The organism is uncultured Roseibium sp. (assembly GCF_947494555.1).
Taxonomy (GTDB): Bacteria; Pseudomonadota; Alphaproteobacteria; order Rhizobiales; family Stappiaceae; genus Roseibium.
This window is the reverse complement of the sequence record NZ_CANLVF010000003.1, coordinates 299,533-318,846: the sequence shown is the minus strand read 5'-3', so window position 1 is coordinate 318,846 and position 19,314 is coordinate 299,533. Positions and strand designations below refer to the sequence as shown.

12 protein-coding genes are annotated in these 19,314 nt (G+C 58.3%); 4 read left to right on the top strand and 8 right to left on the bottom strand.

What is annotated here, in order from left to right:
- Positions 1–11: 11 nt before the first annotated feature.
- The 7 genes from xsc to Q0915_RS16170 form a co-directional block, all read right to left on the bottom strand.
- A complete protein-coding gene (gene xsc / locus Q0915_RS16200) occupies positions 12–1,790 on the bottom strand; it encodes a sulfoacetaldehyde acetyltransferase (protein WP_299475565.1) in 1,779 nt (592 codons plus the stop codon).
- A 269-nt stretch (positions 1,791–2,059) separates the two neighbouring features.
- On the bottom strand, positions 2,060–4,501 hold the full coding sequence (locus Q0915_RS16195) for an FAD-dependent oxidoreductase (RefSeq protein ID WP_299475562.1): 2,442 nt from the start codon (positions 4,499–4,501) through the stop codon (positions 2,060–2,062).
- Between the two features lie 42 nt (positions 4,502–4,543).
- The gene (locus Q0915_RS16190) at positions 4,544–6,094 is read right to left on the bottom strand and encodes a trimethylamine methyltransferase family protein (RefSeq protein ID WP_299475559.1); all 1,551 of its coding nucleotides are present in this window, start codon (positions 6,092–6,094) and stop codon (positions 4,544–4,546) included.
- 48 nt (positions 6,095–6,142) lie between these two features.
- Positions 6,143–8,584 carry an FAD-dependent oxidoreductase gene (locus tag Q0915_RS16185; RefSeq protein ID WP_299475556.1) on the bottom strand — a complete coding sequence of 814 codons (2,442 nt, stop codon included), beginning with the start codon at positions 8,582–8,584 and terminating at the stop codon, positions 6,143–6,145.
- A 26-nt stretch (positions 8,585–8,610) separates the two neighbouring features.
- The gene (locus Q0915_RS16180) at positions 8,611–9,165 is read right to left on the bottom strand and encodes an XRE family transcriptional regulator (RefSeq protein ID WP_299475553.1); all 555 of its coding nucleotides are present in this window, start codon (positions 9,163–9,165) and stop codon (positions 8,611–8,613) included.
- Between the two features lie 145 nt (positions 9,166–9,310).
- Entirely contained in the window at positions 9,311–10,780 is a 1,470-nt protein-coding gene (locus Q0915_RS16175; RefSeq protein WP_299475550.1) for a PLP-dependent aminotransferase family protein, read from the bottom strand.
- Between the two features lie 161 nt (positions 10,781–10,941).
- Positions 10,942–12,321, bottom strand: a complete 1,380-nt coding sequence (locus Q0915_RS16170) for an aminotransferase class III-fold pyridoxal phosphate-dependent enzyme (protein ID WP_299475547.1) — start codon at positions 12,319–12,321, stop codon at positions 10,942–10,944.
- Between the two features lie 319 nt (positions 12,322–12,640).
- Here Q0915_RS16170 and Q0915_RS16165 point away from each other — a divergent pair, with 319 nt between their 5' ends.
- The 3 genes from Q0915_RS16165 to Q0915_RS16155 all read left to right on the top strand — a co-directional run bounded on the left by Q0915_RS16165 (position 12,641) and on the right by Q0915_RS16155 (position 15,789).
- Positions 12,641–13,642: an ABC transporter substrate-binding protein gene (locus tag Q0915_RS16165; protein ID WP_299475544.1), complete on the top strand. Its 1,002-nt coding sequence runs from the start codon at positions 12,641–12,643 to the stop codon at positions 13,640–13,642.
- Positions 13,643–13,723: 81 nt separating this feature from the next.
- A complete protein-coding gene (locus Q0915_RS16160; RefSeq protein ID WP_299475541.1) occupies positions 13,724–14,530 on the top strand; it encodes an ABC transporter ATP-binding protein in 807 nt (268 codons plus the stop codon).
- Positions 14,527–15,789, top strand: coding sequence for an ABC transporter permease subunit (locus Q0915_RS16155; protein ID WP_299475538.1), 1,263 nt, complete (start codon positions 14,527–14,529; stop codon positions 15,787–15,789). The genes Q0915_RS16160 and Q0915_RS16155 overlap by 4 nt, the downstream gene beginning before the upstream one ends.
- Before the next feature lie 53 nt (positions 15,790–15,842).
- On the opposite strand, the gene Q0915_RS16150 is transcribed toward Q0915_RS16155, so the two are convergent.
- Positions 15,843–16,856 carry a LacI family DNA-binding transcriptional regulator gene (locus Q0915_RS16150; RefSeq protein WP_299475535.1) on the bottom strand — a complete coding sequence of 338 codons (1,014 nt, stop codon included), beginning with the start codon at positions 16,854–16,856 and terminating at the stop codon, positions 15,843–15,845.
- A gap of 109 nt (positions 16,857–16,965) precedes the next feature.
- Here Q0915_RS16150 and Q0915_RS16145 point away from each other — a divergent pair, with 109 nt between their 5' ends.
- Entirely contained in the window at positions 16,966–19,293 is a 2,328-nt protein-coding gene (locus Q0915_RS16145; RefSeq protein ID WP_299475532.1) for an aminomethyltransferase family protein, read from the top strand.
- The last annotated feature ends 21 nt before the right edge of the window (positions 19,294–19,314 follow it).

Genomic DNA, 19,314 nt, shown 5'->3' with positions numbered 1-19,314 from the left:
AGCGCAGGGTCTTAGACGCCTGCCTGCGGACGCATGTCGGATACGGAAATGCCGGCAACTTCGACAGGCTTCTTCATCGCATCACGTCTGAACGGGTCCCCGAGCTCCTGATTGAGCAAGGCTTCGATCAGGGTCGTTTTGCCATGCTTCATCTGGTCGTCGATGGCCTTGTCGAGAGCCTGGGTCAGTTCGTCCATTGTCCGAGCCTGAACGCCTTCCAATCCGCAGGCCTTCGCGATACCCGCATAGCTCACCTGCTCGTCCAGCTCCGTGCCGACGAAGTTGTCTTCATACCAGAGAGTGGAATTGCGCTTCTCAGCGCCCCACTGATAGTTGCGGAAGACGATCATCGTGATTGCCGGCCATTCTTTGCGTCCGATGGCGGTCAGTTCGGTCACAGCGATGCCGAAGGCACCGTCACCTGCAAAGCCGACGACCGGTGTGTCCGGGCAGCCGATCTTCGCGCCGATAATTGCAGGCAGACCGTATCCGCAAGGTCCGAACAGGCCGGGGGCGAGATACTTCCGCCCGGTTTCGAAACTCGGATAGGCGTTGCCGATGGCGCAGTTGTTGCCGATGTCCGAGCTGATGATTGCTTCTTTCGGCAGCGCGGCCTGAATGGCGCGCCATGCCATGCGCGGGCTGAGCCAGTCCGGCTTGGCAGCACGTGCACGCTCGTTCCAGGTCGTGCCTGGATCGTCGTTTTCGTGATCCATGGAGGACAGCTGCTGAGCCCAACGTGATTTGGTCTGCGCAATCGTGTGGGTCCGGTCGTCGCGGCCTGTGTTGCCAGCGGTCGGCGACAGCTTTTCAAGGAGAGAATCGGCCACCTTGCGGGCATCGCCGACAATTCCGACTGAGACGGGCTTGGTGAGGCCGATGCGGTCCGGATTGATATCTACCTGGATTATCTTGGCATCCTTCGGCCAGTAATCGATGCCGTAGCCCGGCAGGGTCGAGAACGGGTTGAGCCGTGTTCCGAGCGCAAGCACCACATCGGCTTTCGAGATCAGTTCCATCCCGGCCTTGGAGCCGTTATAGCCGAGCGGACCGGCAAACAGGCGGTGCGATCCCGGAAAGGCGTCGTTGTGCTGATAGCCGCAGCAAACCGGTGCATCGAGACGTTCGGCAAGTGCCATGGAAGATTCGATCGCGCCGCCGATAACCACACCTGCGCCGTTCAGAATAACCGGGAACTTGGCAGTGCTCAGGAGTTCCGCAGCTTCTTGAAGCGCGGCATCGCCGCCGCCCGGACGTTCGAAGTCGACGATCGGCGGCAGATTGATGTCGATGACCTGGGTCCAGAAATCGCGCGGCATGTTGATCTGTGCCGGAGCGCTGGCGCGTTTTGCCTGCAGGATGACCCGGTTCAGAACTTCAGCGACGCGTGACGGATCGCGGACTTCTTCCTGGTAAGCGACCATATCCTCGAACAGAGCCATCTGTTCGACTTCCTGGAAGCCGCCCTGGCCCAAGGTCTTGTTCGCAGCCTGAGGAGTGACCAGAAGAAGCGGCGTATGGTTCCAGTAAGCGGTTTTGACGGCAGTCACGAAGTTGGTGATACCCGGTCCGTTCTGCGCGATCATCATGCTGACTTTTCCGGTCGCACGGGTGTACCCGTCCGCCATCATGCCGCCGGAGCCCTCATGCGCACAGTCCCAGAACTTAATGCCTGCACGCGGGAACAGATCAGAAATTGGCATGAAGGCAGAGCCGATAATACCAAATGCGTGTTCAATTCCGTGCGCCTGAAGCACTTTTACAAAGGCTTCCTCGGTCGTCATTTTCATAGCGAATACTCCCGTGAATTCAAGGAAATCTCTTCCCGCAAATGCTGCGTTGAGGCGAGATTTAACTCGACTTGCCACCGCGCTCTTAGGGCCAGTTTATGGTGCAGCATAAAGCCAGATCGGGTCGTTTCCGGTTCAACATCACCACGGCACTAGTGTTAAAGGATTTAAAAAATTGAGACAATAGGTCTCAAAAAATAAAATCCTGATGCATCTTGCGTCCGTTTTTTTGCCTTGTCTAATCGGCGTAGACAGATAAACCGGCGCGATCAGACCTTCACTCTTTCAGATTTCGGGTCGTAAAGAGGCTTGAGCGAGGCTTCCGCAGACACACGAACACCGGCAACTTCGATTTCATAGGACGAGCCCAGAACCTCATCTGCCTTTTCGCCTTTGCACGGGACGTATCCAAGGCCCATCGCACCACCCAGGGTGTGGCCATAGTTGCCGCTGCTCAGGAACCCGACGACCTCGCCATCTCGAATGATCGGCTCGGCGTGGTAGAGCAGCGGCTCCGGATCTTTCAGGCGAAACTGCACCAGCCTCCTGTCGAGCCCGGCTTCTCGCTTCTTCAAGACAGCCTCGCGTCCGATGAAGTCCGGCTTGTCGCGTTTGACTGCAAATCCGAGGCCCGCCTCCAGAACATGGTCCTCACAGGTGATGTCGTGTCCGAAGTGGCGGAAGCCTTTTTCGATACGGCAGGAATCCATCATGTGCATGCCGCACAGTTTTGCTCCCATTTGCTGTCCCGCTTCATGAAGCGTTTCAAACACATGACCGGCCATGTCCGAGGACACGTAGAGCTCCCATCCGAGTTCACCGACATAGGTGACACGGTGCGCGCGCGCGAGGCCCATGCCGATTTCGATGTCCTGTGCGGTTCCGAACGGATTTGTTGCGTTGGTAAAGTCGTTCGGCGACACTTTCTGCAGCAGTGCGCGAGAATTCGGACCCATCACGGCCAGGACGGCTTCGCCCGCCGTGACATCCGTAATCACGACCCGATAGTCGCCGACATGGCGGCGCAGCCACGTTTCATCGGCGAGACGGGTCGCGGCCGGCGTGACCACCAGATAGGCGGTTTCCGACAGCCGGGTAACGGTGACATCGGCTTCAATGCCGCCGCGATTGTTCAAGAGCTGCGTATAGACGATCTTGCCCGTCGGTACGGAGTAGTCACCGCCTGCGACATAGTTCAGGAAGGCTTCGGCATCGGGCCCTTCAATGCGGATCTTGCCGAAAGACGACATGTCGTAAATGCCGACATTTTCGCGAATTGCCGCATGTTCGCGCGCCGCGTTTTCGAACCAGTTCTGCCGTTTCCAGGTATAGCGGTATTCGCGTTCCTGACCTTCATCCGCAAACCAGTTCGCACGTTCCCAACCGGCGAATTCTCCAAAGACGGCTCCATGCGACTTCAGATGCTCATGCAGCGGCGTTCTTCGAATACCTCTTGCCGTCGCCTTCTGGCGATAGGGAAAGTGATCGGCATAAAGCAGTCCGAGCGTTTCTTTCGAACGTTCGAACAGGTATTGGCGATTGCCCTGGAAGGGCTGCATGCGGGAAATGTCGACATCGCCGAGATCGAATGGCTTTTCGCCCGTGTCCATCCACTCCGAAAGTGCCATGCCGGCACCGCCGGCGGACTGAATGCCGATGGAATTGAAGCCCGCCGCAACCCAGACATTGTCCATTTCCGGAGCGAGGCCAAGATGGTAGGCATCGTCGGGCGTGAAGCTCTCCGGCCCGTTGAAGAAGGTGTGAATGCCGACTTCCGCGAGAAGAGGCAGCCTGTTGACCGCGGCTTCCAGGATCGGTTCGAAGTGATCGAAATCTTCCGGCAACTGGTCGAATTCGAAATCATCCGGAATTCCGTTCATGCCCCAGGGCTTCGCGTTAGGCTCGAAGGCCCCCAACAGCATCTTGCCGGCATCTTCCTTGTAGTAGGCGCATTCGTCGGGAACGCGCAGGACCGGCATATGTGTGAGACCTGGAACGCTGTCCGTGACGATGTAAAAATGTTCGCAGGCATGCAGGGGAACATTGACACCGGCCATACGTCCGAGTTCGTGGCCCCACATGCCGCCGCAATTGACCACGTGGTCGCATTCAATAACGCCGGTGCCTTCTGCGGAACTCCATTCGACACCGGTGATGCGCCGGCCTGTCTTCTGCAGGTTGGTGACCTTGACCCGTTCCATCACCTTTGCACCACCCATACGCGCACCCTTGGCGAGTGCGAGCGCGATGTTGGCCGGGTCGCCCTGACCGTCAAGCGGCAGATAAACGCCGGCAACAACGCCATCCGTATTCAGGTGCTCGTAGCGCGCTTTCACTTCCTGAGGGGTGATTTCTTCGACTTGCACCCCGAAGGAACGCGCCATGGACGCCTGGCGGAAAATCTCTTCCTTACGTTCTTCCGTCAATGCAACCGTAATGGAGCCGCAGCGCCGGAAACCGGTGGCAACTTCCGTTTCCGCTTCGAGATTGCCATAAAGCTCCTGGCTGTATTTTGCCAGCCGCGTCATGTTTTCTGTTGCGCGCAATTGCGCAATCAGGCCCGCGGCATGCCAGGTTGTTCCTGACGTCAGCTGTTTGCGTTCCAATAGCACGACATCGGTCCAACCTTTTTTGGTCAGGTGATAGGCGACCGAACAACCGACAACACCACCGCCAATAATGACGACGCGGGCTTTGGATGGAGGTGTCACGTTAAACTCTTTCCGTTGGTGATTGACTGAAAATGGAGGACGTCAGGGCCTGACCAGCTCAGCGAGCGGCTGGGCTGCGCGCAGGGCGTCCTCAGTTGCTTGATCGAATGTGTGCCCGTCCTGGGACAGGATGCTGCGCATTTTTTCTTGCGCACTGTCGAGCAATCTTGGCCTGCCGCGTTCTTCCCATTCCTTCGGGCTGGTCCGGTCGGCAAGGTCCGGATAGATGTACTCGCTCTGCATCAGCTTCAGCGTCTGGTCGTGACCGAGATAGTGGCCGGGACCGTCGAGTACGACCGAGCGAATGACCTCGATGTCGACAAATTCGTCTTTGACCTCGACGCCGCGCACGCAGCGCAGAACCTGACCCAGCATGTCGTTTCCAAGAACGAGCGACTCCAGGCAGAAGCCGAGCAGAGAGGCGTGCATACCGGCGGCCTCATACACCATGTTGAGGCCAGAAAGGCCCGCCATGACGTTGCTGATCCCCTGTTCCCAGCCAGCCTGCATGTCAGGGAGCTTGCTGTCGGCGATACCGGCCGCAGCCCCACCTGGCAAGCCATAGAACTGGTGCATCTGCGCGCAGGCCGCACTCAACAGTGCCTGCTCACCACTGCCACCCGACATGGCGCCTGTGCGCAGATCGCTCACAAACGGCCAGGTGCCGAACACGGCCGGGTGTCCGGGTTTCACGGCATTGACATAAACGACGCCGGCAAGGCACTCGGCGACCGCCTGCACGACGGCGGTCGCGATGGGTGCTGGGGCGGTGGCTCCGGCCTGTCCAGCCGATAGCAGAAGAACCGGCATTCCGGCCAGAATGCATGCTTCCATCACTTCGCAGCTTTCTTCAGCGAAGGTGAGGGGCGGCACCACGAAACAATTGGTGTTGGAAACGAAAGGCCGTTGCCGCCAGGCGTCTTCGCCGCCCACCATCAGGTGCAGCAACTCCAACGCCGGTGCGACGTTCGCAGCTTCGGTGAACGAGAGGCCGATGTGTTTGGTGGTGCCGGCACAGGCCGCATAGGCTGTGTTGATGTCGAGGTCTCGCGGGGACTCGAATTCACGGCAGACGAGCGGCCGTTGAAAGAAATGCACGTTGTCGAGTTGTTGAACAAGCCGAGCCGTGTTGTAGAGATCCTGGACGTTGGGGTTGCGATAATCCCCCGTTGTCGGGTCGACGATGTGAACGGCCGCACCGGCCGTTCCAAAGTGAACGTTCGTCCCTGTCAGATGCAGATCGAATTTCGGGTCTCTGCCATTCAGCGTGATGTCGCGGGCAGCCTTGGCGAGCATGTCCTCCACAAGCGCGCGCGGAAACCGGATGCGACCGTCCTCTCCCTCGATCGCTCCGGCAGCCTTGAGATAGGCCCGTCCGGAGGCCGGGGCTGATCCGAAGCCAATGACCTCCAGCGCCTGTAGAGCAGCCTCGTGGATGCGCTTGACGTCTGCTTCCTTCAGTGGCCGGTAGCGCCCCCCGGGCATGCCCGGCCAGACCGGGCGGACTGCATCGTCCAGAGGGCGGGCGCGCGCAGCCGTTCGGGCCGAGCGGCCACCGGAACGGCGGCGTTGTTTCACTTCACTCCCGGTCATGCACACTCCTCCAAAATCATGCGCAAAGGCTGCGTTTTCTGTTTAGGATCAGGCTCGCAGGCGTTCGTTTTCCGGATCCCACAATGGTTGATCCGGCTGAACGGTTGCCTTGTATCTGCGTCCGTAGATTTCGACCTCAAGCTCAGTGCCCGCGGCATCGAGTCCTTTGCGGACAACGCCGAGAGCAATGCAGGAATTGACGCGGTAACCCCACGCGGACGAGGTGACTTCTCCGACCATCTCGTCGCCTTGCCAGATGTTCGACATGTAAGGCGCGTCGTAGTCACCTGCCTCGATCGTCAGCGTAACGAAACCCTTGGCCGAACCGTGCTGCTTTTCGATCTGAAGTGCCTGCTTGCCGGGGAAGTCCTGCGGCTTGTCGAGTTTCACGAAACGGCCCAGACCGCTTTCGAAAAGGGAATAGTCGGTGGATAGATCGGTCTTCCAGGTGCGGTAGCCTTTCTCGATGCGCAAGGCGTTCAGGGCAAACATGCCGAACGGTTTTGCACCACACTCCAGGATGGCGTCGTAGATCGCCGACATGTCGTCCATGGCAGCATGGACTTCCCAGCCGAGTTCACCTGCAAAGGACACACGAACGAGCATCGCAGGCTTGCCGGCAACGGTTGTCTGCTGGTGCGTCAGCCAGCCGATGGAAAGGTCGGCATCCGTGATCTTTTCAAAGAGGTCGCGGGATTTCGGACCCGCCACAATCAGCGTTGTCATCTCCCTGGTGCGATCGGTGAGCGTCACACCTTCCGGCAGATCCGACTTGAGAACCTCGAAGTCGTGCCATTGCGCAACCGCGGCCGTGATCAGTGTGAAGTCATCCTCGCCATGACGGACAAGCGACATTTCGGTCAGCACCCGGCCACGATGGTCGGGGAAGTATCCGAGATTCAGGCGGCCGGCCTTTGGCAACCCGCCGGCGATTTTGCCGCGCAGCCATTCCGCAGCGCCTTCGCCGCGGAGGCTGAAGCGCGAGAAGCCGCACAGGTCGAGCACGCCGACGGCATCACGGACCGATTCACATTCTTCACGCACCCGCGGTTCCCACGGGCCTGATCTCGACCACGTCTGCGTCGCGTCTTCGGAGGTGTCATCACCCGGTTTCGCAAACCAGTTGGCACGCTCCCAACCGTTGAACGATCCCATCTGGCCGCCAAGTTCCAGAATTTTCTCATGGTTGGGCGACTTTTTCCGGTCACGGCCTGTAGGCCATGCGTGATGCGGAAAGTGCATTGCATATTCGTAGCCATAAACTTCCTTGGCCTTGTCGATGCAGTACTGTTTGTCCGTGTAGTCGGTGTAGCGGCGCGGGTCGACACACCACATATCCCACTCGGTCGCACCGTGCATGATCCACTCGGCCGCGACCTTGCCGGCGCCGCCGCCCTGCGCAATGCCGAAGGTGAATGTGTGTGCTTCAAAGGCGTTCGGAACGCCGGGCATCGGGCCGATCATCGGCAATCCGTCCGGCGCGTACGGGATCGGCCCGTTTATGTTCCGGCTCACCCCTTGTGTGCCCAGCAGTGGAACGCGCGCCATGGCGTCCTCGATGTACCATTCCAGCCGGTCGAGATCATCGGGATAGAGCTGGAAGCTGAAATCGTCAGGCATCGGATCGTCGGGCCGCGTCCAGGCGGTCTGGCAGTTCCGCTCGTAAGGGCCGAGATTGAAACCGGTGGTTTCCTGGCGCAGGTAATAGGACGTGTCGACATCGCGTATCAGCGGCAGTTTACGGCCATTTTTCTCGGACCATTCGGCAACTTCCGGCACCGGTTCTGTCAGGAAATACTGGTGGCTCATGACAGCCATGGGAACCTGTCGGCCGCCAAACGGAATGAACCACTCACCCACACGCTCGGCATAGTAGCCGGCAGCGTTCACGACATATTCGCAGCGAATGTCGCCCTGTTCCGTGTGCACGATCCACTCGCCGTTCTGGCGGCTGACGCCGGTCGCCGGTGTGAACCGTAAAATCTTGCCACCGTGTGTACGTGCACCCTTCGCGAGCGCCTGCGTGACCTGGGCCGGATCGATGTCCCCGTCCAGCGGATCCCAAAGGCCGCCTTCCAGGTCGTGCAGTTCCATGAAGGGATGGTGCTCCTGCAGCTGCTGCGGCGTGCACATCTCCATCTCCAGAGCCATGTGACGGGCCATACCGGCGACATACTCGAATTCCATCATCCGTTCATGGCTGTGGGCGAGACGCACCGCGCCGCTTACGTGATAGTTCAGCGGGTAATCGACCTCATCCGCGAGGCCTCTGTAGAGTTCCAGGGCATACCGCTGCATGTTCATGATGCCGTAGCTGCCGGCAAAATTCGGGCAGTTGCCGGCGGCGTGCCAGGTCGATCCGGCGGTCAGTTCGTTCTTTTCCAGGAGGACGCAGTCTGACCAGCCATTCTTGGCAAGGTGATAGAGGGTGGACACGCCGACAACGCCACCACCGATGATGACGACGCGGGCTGTTGAGGGAACGGACATGGTTCGGCTTTCCTTCTCGAAAAGGTTCAGTAGACCGGTGGGGAAATCACCCAGACGGCAACTGCGGGTTCTGAATAGGGGTTGGCCCAGCGGTAGGAGGCATCGCGGATCCGGAAGCTGTCACCGGTTTCAACGGTGAAGGCGTCCTCATCCAGCCAGATGTCCAGTTTGCCGGAGATCATGTAGGCAACTTCCTGCGTTGGCCGCGAAATGGGCGATGTGCGCCGCGACCCGGGCTGGAAAGTCGAGTGGATCATTTCGAAATTGTCGGTTAGGTCCGGCGATACGAGCGTTTCGACAAGACCGGCATCGCGCTCGCCGATGATGCGCCGGGCAGGCGAGCGTACGATGCGGCCCTTTTCGATTTCGGGAGCGTCGGCGCTTCCAAAAAAAATCGACAGCGGTACATCGAAGATATCGGCGATCTGCCTCAGATCGGACAGGCGTGGCGTGGAAATATCGCGTTCAATTTGAGACAGCCAGCCAACCGAACGCCCAAGTTTCTGAGCGAGCTCTTCAAGCGTCATTTTTCTGGTACTGCGAAGGGCCCTGAGGTCTTCACCCAGGCTGCTCATTTCCATTCCGATAATCCATGCGTGAAAATTTCACGCATAATTTCACGCGCAAAAATGAAAAAATCAACAAAATTTTCACGCGCAGATGAACTTTTTCTGTCGCGTTTTCGTGACCGCCTTTTCCTGGCTTGGTTTGAGGCCGGAAATCGCCCTAACGGCTTGCTTCCTCAATCCTCTGGGCGATGTGCGCTATGCCGTCGGGGATCCGCGCAGACGCGATGGACGAATAGGCCAGTCTGTAGTACCCGGGCTGTTCTTCACCGCTCTTGAAGAAAGCGCGGCCGGCTTCGATCAGCACGCCGTCCTGGCGGAGTTTCATCGCGAGGCTGGAACTGTCGATGCCTTCCTGCGCCCGCATCCAGAAGGACGACCCGCCGAACGTTCCCTGGCCGTTTTGCGTCAGTCCGTTCTCCTTCAGGCTCTGTTCCATGATCGACCTGCGCTTTCGGTAGATGCGTCCCATGCGCGCGATTTGCGAGTCGTAGTACCCCAGCGACAGAAAATAGGCCGCAGTGCGTTGGATCAGACCCGGCGGGTGGCGCAGGACGAGAGAGCGCAACGCGCGTGCTTCTCGAATGAAGGGTTCGGACGCGACCAGATAGCCGAGCCGCAATCCCGGAAAGAGCGACTTCGAAAACGATCCGACATAGATCACCGACCCGGCAGGGTCGAGTGACTTCAGGGCCGGTGAAGGAGACTTCAGGAACGAGATCTCGAATTCATAATCATCCTCGACGATGATGAAGCCGCGATCGGCCGCAAGGTCCAGAAGGCGCTGGCGGCGTGCTACCGGCATGGTCGCATTTGTCGGGCAATGGTGGCTTGGTGTCGTGAAGACCACATCGAGCGTTTCCGGCAGGTCCTCCGGGGGCAGCCCCGCGGCGTCGACATCGATGGAGATGGTATTGCAGCGCGTTTGGCTGAGGATCTGGCGCAGTCCCGGATAACAGGGATTCTCAATCGCGGCGGTGCGCCGCTGGGTTAAAAGGATCTGCGCCGTAATCCAAAGCGCGTGCTGTGCCCCCATCGTGATGAGGATTTCTTCAGGTCGCGCCTTAATCCCGCGACGTGGCAGGATATGCTTGAGTATGAACTCCACGAGCATGGGATCGTCGCGCTCATAGTAGTCTGTTGCCAGCGTGTCGAAATCCTTGCGGCCGACCGCCTTCAAGGCGCAATTCCGCCAATTGTGATGGTCGAACAGTCTGGAATCCGACTGTCCGTAGATAAAGGGATAGGTGTAGTCGCGCCAGTTATCAGGCCGTACGAGGGGGACGTGTTCTGAAAATCGTTGCCCGATTGTCCGGTTCCAGTCGACCTGCATCTTTTCGGACTGATCGGGAAGATTGAACTTGGGTCTGCTTGGCGCCGTGTGAGCGACGAAATAGCCGGAGCGCCCCTTCGATACGAGATATTCGTTGGATACAAGTTCCGTATAGGCAATCGTCACCGTGATCCTGGCCACGCCGAGATGTTCGGCCAGCTTTCGGCTGGATGGCATCTTTTCACCGGGCAGGCAGCGGCCGGACAGGATGGATTCAACAACCAGCCCTTGGATCTGTTGCTGCAGCGACGCCTCATTGTTGGGGCGGAGAAAGAAAGTCTCGGCCGGAATCGCCATATCTGGCCCTAATTCAGTATCTGACTGGACTTATTAAATAGACGTCGCGCCGATTTGGCAAATTCTTTGGAAACGAAAGTAGGCAAGGTCTCTCTGACAGGGGCACGGCGATGCAACAGCGCCGTGCCCCTGTCAGATTTGGCTTCCAATTGTCAGATGTCTCAGCCAAACACCCGCGTCAGGGCTCCGTCGATCGCATCCGTAATGTGATCGATGTCGTCACTGGAGGCGATCAGGGCAGGAGACAGGCAAATGACGTTGTTGAGGCCAGGGACTGCCCTGTTGCTGACGCCAATGATGACGCCTTGAGACATGCAGTCGGCTGCGACAGCTTGCATTTGCTTTTCGGCAACGGGCTCGCGTGTTGCACGATCCGCCACCAGTTCGGCGCCGCAGAAAAGGCCCTTGCCGCGGACGTCGCCAACGACACGATGTTTTTCCATGAGACCGTTGAGATTTGCAATCAGCCGGTCACCCATTTTTGTCGTGTTGTCGAGCAGACCCTCGTCCTCAATGATCCGCATGTTTTCGAGCGCGGCGGCAGGACCGGCGGTGCATCCGCCGAACGTGGATATGTCACGGAAGAAGCTCATCGGGTCGCTGGCATCGTCCTTGAACATGTCGAACACTTCTTCGGTCGTAACCAGGCAGGCGATTGCGGCATAGCCCGACGCAACGCCTTTCGCCATGGTGACGAAGTCCGGCTTGATGCCGAAGTGCTGGTACCCGAACCAGGTGCCTGTACGTCCGACACCGCAGACAACTTCGTCGATATGCAAAAGGACATCGTACTTTTTGCAAATCTCCTGGACGCGTTCCCAGTATCCTTTTGGCGGTGTGATCACGCCGCCACCGGCTGTTACCGGTTCAAGGCACAGGGCGCCGACCGTCTCGGGTCCTTCGCGCAGGATAACTTCCTCAATCGCGTCGGCGGCGCGCTCGCCATAGTTCTCGACGTCCCACTGAGCCCGGTACTCGCAGCAATGCGGAACCTCGACGAAGCCCGGCGTATAGGGGCCGTACTGCGCGTTGCGCTCCTGCTGTCCACCGGCGGAAATCGCCGTGATGGAAGAACCGTGGTAATCGCGCTCGCGGTAGAGGATTTTGTGCTTTTTGCCACCATAGCGCTTGTGCGCGATCTGGCGGACCATCTTGAACGCCTTCTCGTTCGCCTCAGTTCCCGAGTTGGTGAAATATACCCTGCTCATGCCCGGCATTTTCGAGATCAGCTTTTCCGAGAAGAGCGAACCGGGGATAGAGCCGGCAGAATGCGCGAAATAATTCAGTTTGACGAGCTGGTCGCGGATCGCGTCGGCGATAGACTCGCGGCCATAACCGACATTCACGGTCCAGACGCCTCCGGACACAGCGTCGAGATGTTCCTTGCCGGTCGCATCCCAGAGGCGCATGCCCTTGCCTTCGACCATGATCTTCGGATCGATCGTCTCCAGAGCCTTGTGCTGCAGCAGATGATGCCAGACATGGTTGCGGTCTGCTTCAATGATTTCGCTCAGATCATTCGGGGAGGCGGCAACGTTCATGGCAATGTCCTCTCATGTCTCGGGGTCTTGGACGAGTTCTCGGTGAATTCAAAACGGGACTGTGTGAGCGGAAATTTGTGCGCTTGCTCACAAATCAAGCAGTCCGTTGCACCAATTGTTCTCAGTCAACACGGCCCGGCGGTGACATATAGGGCCAGATTTAGAGATAGATTAGATCCAGTTGAGTGTTTCTGTTGTAACCGCGGCATTCTGCCGTAACCATTTTCATATGCAGGCAAGCCGATGTTCGAGGAGAGCGGCACGAGACAGGAAAATCTGCGCGTCTGTACAGCACCGAGGGAACAGTGAGAAAAATTCAATGACCTACAGATCTAAACTATTCGGCACTCTTGCAGCACTGGGTATGGTGGCCGGTATGCCGGCAACTTCCGCGGCTCAGGAATTGACGGTTGCTTACTTCCTGGAGTGGCCGATGCCCTTCCAGTATGCGAAGGAAAAAGGCCTTTACGATGAAGCGCTTGGTGTGCCGATCAACTGGGTTTCGTTTGATACCGGCACAGCGATGTCCGCCGCGATGGCGTCAGGCGACGTTCAGATTGCCGTCAGCCAGGGCGTACCGCCTTTCGTCGTGGCAGCATCCGCAGGCCAGGACCTGATCCTGACCGATATTGCCGTCAGCTACTCTGAAAACGACAACTGCGTGGTCGCGGAAACGCTGGAAATCGACAAGAACAATGCCAAGGAACTGGAAGGCAAGCAGGTGGGTGTGCCGATCGGAACGGCGGCTCACTATGGCTTCCTGTCGCAGATGAAGCATTTTGATGTCGATATCTCCACGATGGAAATCGTCGACATGGCGCCAGCTGACGGCGCGGCCGCATTCGCGCAGGGAAGCCTTGACATGGTCTGCGGTTGGGGCGGTGCCCTGCGGCGTATGCTGGAACACGGTAACGTGCTTCTGACGGGTGCAGAGAAGGAAGAACTCGGCATTCTCGTCTTTGACGGCATCAGCGTTCCGGCTGATTTTGCTGCTGAAGAGTCCGAAATGCTGACAAAGTTCCTGAAGGTTACCGCAGAAGCGAATGCCATGTGGAACTCCGGTGAGAACAAGGCGGAAATGATCGAGGTCATCGCCAAGGACGCCGGTATGGATGTGGATGCCACGGAAGCCACGCTCGCAACCTTCACGTTCCCGAATGTTGAAGACAAGCTGAGCGACAAGTGGATGGGCGGAAACGTTCAGACCTTCATGCTTGGTGTTGCGGATGTCTTCCAGGGTGCCGGGTCCATTCCGCAGGCGCTCGACAGCTATGTCGACACTGTAGATTCCAGCTACCTGGCGGCTACCGGTACCGAATAAGACCGCATCCCTGCACGACATGGGGCGGCAACTCGCGCCGCCCCATTTTCCTTTTCCTATGACTGCAGGAGATGACTGACTATGGACGGCCTCCATATCGAAGATGTTTCAATGCGTTTCGATCTGCCCAACGGGTCGCACGTGCAAGCGCTCAAGGACGTGTCCATTGAGCTGAAGACCGGCGAAATCATGTCGGTCCTGGGCCCATCAGGCTGCGGAAAAACCACCCTTTTGAATATCGTAGCAGGCTTCCTGGCGCCCACAGGCGGTCAGGTCCGTATGAACGGTCATGTGGTGACCGGACCCAACGCAGAGCGTGGCATGGTGTTTCAGAAGGGCGCGCTGTTTGAATGGATGAATGTGCGCAAGAACGTTGAGTTCGGTCCGCGCATGAAATCGATGCCGAAAAACGAACGCGACCAGATCGTCGACCATCTGCTGGACACGGTGGGTTTGGGAGATTTCAAGGAAAAGGCGGTCTACGAACTTTCCGGCGGGATGCAGCAACGTGTCGCTCTGGCACGCTGTCTTGCAAACGATCCCGATGTGATCCTGATGGATGAGCCGTTGGGCGCCCTGGATGCGCTGACCCGTGAAAAGATGCAGGGGCTGGTTCTCAAACTCTGGAAGGAAACGGGCAAGACCGTCATCCTGATCACGCACTCGGTGGAAGAAGCCCTGCTTCTTGGTGAGCGCCTGTTGGTCATGGCACCAAGACCCGGACGCATTCACAAGGAATACCGGCTGCCATTTGCCGAACGAGGCGTGCAGGCAGACCTGCGCGACGTCAAGAAAAGCGAGGGATTTGCGGAGACGCGTGAAGAAATCCTCTCGATGATCTGGGAAATGGAAGAAGAAATCATGGGCCGATCGGAGACTGCCGCATGACCGGATCTGTCGTCTTTCTCGTTTATGCAGCGCTGTTTCTCGCCAGCTATTTTCTGGTCACCTATCTCAGCAGGATGATGCAGAGTGGGCAGGATTTCACCAGCCTGAAGACCGTGACATTCGGTGATGAAAGCGCCATTAGGCCCAACAGGGCTGCGTCGGTGATTTCCGTTGTTGTGATCTTCTTCATCTGGGGCGCCTTCACCGGATCCAAACTGGTTCCGTTTCACGTTCCCGGGCCCTTCGTCGGCGAAACGAACTTCACCTATACCGTGACCAACGATGCGGGGGAGACAAGCAACGCCACGGTTGATGTGATCGTGCATGAGCCCGGCAAGAAGATTGATGCACCTGAAGTCGCTCCGAACGACGGATTTGCACAAAATGACTCAGGCACCGTGGGCGCATGGCGTTCCGTGCTGCTGCGTGTCACGCGAAACGACGGTGACGGCGCTAAGGTCACGGAGGTCGATGGGCAGCCTATTGCACCGGGAGAAACAGTGAACGTTTCCAACGGGACCATCAGCATGACGCCGAAAGGGTCGTTGAATTTCGAACCCAGCAAGGGTTTGCAGATGGAACCCATCTGGATGCCGTCTCCGGAAGCCGTTGCCAGCCGTTTCACGGAAATCGCCTCGCAGGGTTACCAGAACTTCACCCTTTGGGAGCATTTGGGCTGGTCCCTGATGCGTGTGGTCGGTGGGTTCGTCGCAGGCGCGCTGATCGGCATACCGCTTGGCTATGCAATGGGCCTGTCCAGTTGGGTCCGGGGCTGGTTCGATCCGATCGTGGAATTCATGCGTCCGGTTCCCCCACTTGCGCTCATTCCGCTCGTGATCATCTGGTTCGGCATTTGGGAGACAGGAAAGATCGTGCTCCTGTTCCTGGCAGCGCTCTGGATCATGACGATCGCCGCAAGAGCCGGTGTGTCCGGCGTGAACATCTCCAAGGTGCACGCGGCCTTCTCGCTGGGGGCAAACAAGCGCCAGATCCTGCGTTATGTCATCGTTCCCAATTCACTGCCTGAAATCTTCACTGGCGCTCGTGTTGCCATGGGTGTGTGCTGGGGAACGGTTGTTGCCGCCGAACTGGTTGCTGCCCAAAAGGGCGCCGGGATGATGATTATCGCTGCTTCCAAGTTCCAGCTTACCGATATCGTGATCATGGGGATCATCCTCATCGGTATAGTCGGCTACAGCATCGATATTCTCATGCGGATGGCAGAACGGATACTGGTCCCCTGGAAAGGGCGGGCCTGATTTCCGCGAATACAGCCAATCTCGGGCGCGGCAAGACCGCGCCCGAAAAACCTTCAGTCCGCGTGTAGCGGACTGGTTGATCCTCGAATGATCAGATCGGTATCGAATAGTTTTTCAGCGGGTACGACGCCATTTTCGATCCACTCGGAAATCGCCACCGCTGTAGCATGTCCCATCCGCACAACAGGCAAGTGAACGGTCGTCAGTCCGGGTGTTGTATGTGCAGACCCAGGCAGGTCATCAATCCCGACGATGGAAATGTCCTGCGGAACCGAAACGCCCTGCCGGTTCAATTCATAAAGCACGCCGGTCGCGAGCACGTCGGACAGGCACAAGACCGCAGTGGCGCGTTGTTTCCCGGATAGGATCTGACGCGCGGCTGCACAACCTGCCTCGACTGAAAGATCCGCTTCCAGAAAGCTCATTTGCGCATCGTCATGGCCTTCCAGACCCTTGATACGGGCCAGCGTACGGTCGTTGCTGGTCAGCGAGCCATGCACCACTGCGATCGCGCTGTGACCGAGCGACAAAAGATGCTCAAGCGCGATCCGCCCGGCATCGACGTTGTCATAGCCGATCGTAGGCAGCAGGAAGTCCGGATCGTAGTAAGAGGTCGCCACAGACGGCAACTGGCACCGTTCGATCAACTCGTAAAGCTCGCGTTCGTGCGTGATTCCCGAAATGACGAGCCCTTCTGCGCCGATGTCGACCAGCGTCTGCGCCTTTTGTGCTTCAACCGCAGCATCGCCATTTGTCGTGGCAACGACGAGGGACAGGCGATAGTCGGACAGCGTCTGTTCAAGTGCTGCCAGATAACGCGCAAAAATCGCATGGTCCAGGGTCGGAACCAGCGCCCCGACAAAGCGGGATCGCCCGGAGTTTATGGCGCGGGCGGCAGCGCTTGGGACAAAGCGCAATTCGGCGATCGCAGCATCGACAACCGCCTTTGTGTTTTTGGCCACGCTGTCCGGTGAATTCAAAACACGCGAAACGGTCGCTACCGAAACATTCGCCAGTTTCGCAACATCCCTGAGATTGGCACGTTTGCGGTATCTGGTGCTGGTCATACGCCTCCAAAATCGCACGAATTCAAAAATCGATCGTCGATGAGACTTGACATATGTAACTGGTTTTAACAACCTATGTAACTAGTTACATTTGGCGGAAATGCTAGAAATGCGCAGCCAGACAGTTCTTTATGCGTTTAACAATGTCGGCCATGAAACGCTGGCCCGAAAGTTCCCCGGATTCAGGAAACCCTCGCAGGCCCTGACCTATCTGCTCTCCCCTCGGCAGGCCCTGCATCTGAAGTTGAAAGCAGGAGATCTTCTGTCAGTGGACGGGCTCAGTGGGCCAGGACAGTTGGAACTGGTCGCTCTCTCGGCAGATGGTCAAGATGATCTGGATGCGCTCGGCCTGACTGCCGGATCAGAGCTGGATCCGGCAAGCTTCGATAGTGCAGAATTCATCGGTTGGACGCGCACCCGAGGCGCTGACGACCAGTGGACCTTCAAAAGCCACCTCATGGCAGAGCCCGGCGAGACGCTGGTCCTGAAGGCCCGCCGTGACACAGATGCGTGGCTGGTCCGGCCGGCAGGTGCTCAGGAACTCATTTCCGGCACTGCCGGCGGTACGGTGGCGGTCAGCCACGCGCCGTCCTCCGCTATGTCTCCATTGCTCCCGGCCCCCTTGGCGGACATGCGCGAGGAATTCACGGTACGGGCCGGGACCGGCGTTGCCTACGAGCTTAAGCAAGGTGAAATCGTCCAGATTATTGATGTCGAAGGACAACAGTGTTCGGACTTCATGGCGTTTCGTTCAGATGGCCTCGACGCCGGACAGGAATGGATGATCGACAGCACCGCGACGCGGTCCATGGTGCGGCGCGCCTACCCGGAGCCGGGTCTGTTCGACAAGTTTTACGATCGTGAGATGCGCCCCATGCTGAACGTGGTGCAGGACACTTGCGGCCGTCACGACACATTTGGCCTGGCCTGCACGGCAAGAGGCTATGAGGAACGCGGCTTTCCGGGGCACGTAAACTGCTCTGACAACATGTCCCGTGCGCTTGATCCTTATGGCGTTGGCCGAAGGTCTGCCTGGCCGGCGATCAATTTCTTCTGGAACACCTGGATCGATCCCCATCACCACACGATCCAGACCGAGGAATCTTATTCGCGTCCCGGCGACTATGTGGCCATGCGGGCCATGACCGACACGGTGTGCGTGTCCACGGCGTGCCCGGACGATATCGATCCGATCAACGGCTGGAATCCGACGGATATTCACGTGCGCATTTATCGGGCCGATCAACCGGTTCGACGGGCTGTAGCCTATCGCGAAAAGGAAGATGCCCCGATGACAATCAGTCAGAACTCCGCGTTCCACGAACGTTTGACGCGTCTGACACAGCAGTTTGCACCCGCCCGAAATCTTTGGGCGCCGGTCAGTTTTCCATCCTACGGAACGTTAGGCGAATATTGGGCCTGCCGCGAAGCTGTCACGATCCAGGACATGAGCGGGCTGCGTAAATACGACATTATCGGCCCGGACGCTTCGAAACTGATGCAGCTGGCCACAACGCGCAATGTCGAAAAGCTCGCCGTCTGGCGAGCGTCCTACACACTGATGTGCGACGAGAGCGGCACCGTCATCGACGATGGCACGTTGCTGCGATTGGGCCCCGAACTGTTCCGCTGGTGCTGCGGCTCGGAGGAAAGCGCCCGTTCTCTTGAAACGCTGGCGCGTGAACGGAACCTTCAGGTGCGTATTCAGGACAATCGCGACGCGCTGCCGAACCTTGCGCTTCAGGGGCCGAAATCCCGGGATCTTTTGCGGAAGATCGTGTTCACGCAACCACATGTTCCCGCGCTGGACCAGTTGAAGTGGTTCGGCGTGACGGTTGCCCGGCTCAAGGACCGCGAAGGCGCTCCATTCCTGTTGTCCAGAACCGGGTACACGGGCGAGCTGGGTTACGAGATCTTCTGCACCGCGTCTGACGCGATCGAGATCTGGGACGCGATCATGTCCGCCGGAACCGAATTCGGCGTTACTCCGATGGGGACCGCCGCGCTGGAGATCATACGTATAGAAGCGGGTCTTGCAGCGCGGAACGCCGAGTTCGCACCGGATGTCGATGCCTTTGAGGCGGGTCTGGGATTTGCCGTCGATCTCGGCAAAGAGGATTTCGTCGGCAAGGCGGCTTTGGAAAGAAACGCGCGTGAACCGCGCCGTCTGTTGAAGGGCTTGCTCGTCGACAGCGACGATGTGCCAGCGCATGGCGCACCGGTTTATGCCGGCGAGCGGCAGATCGGGACTGTGACGTCTGCAACGCGCTCGCCGACACTGGAGCATGCGATTGCAATGGCGCGCATCGCGGTCGAACACGCCGAAAACGGAACAAGACTTGAAATCGGTCAGCTTGACGGACGCATGAAGCGCCTCGGTTCGACGGTTTCCAACACTCCTTTCATAGACCCGCAACGAAAGCGGGCGCGCGCCTGAGAGCGTTCACACAACCTGCCA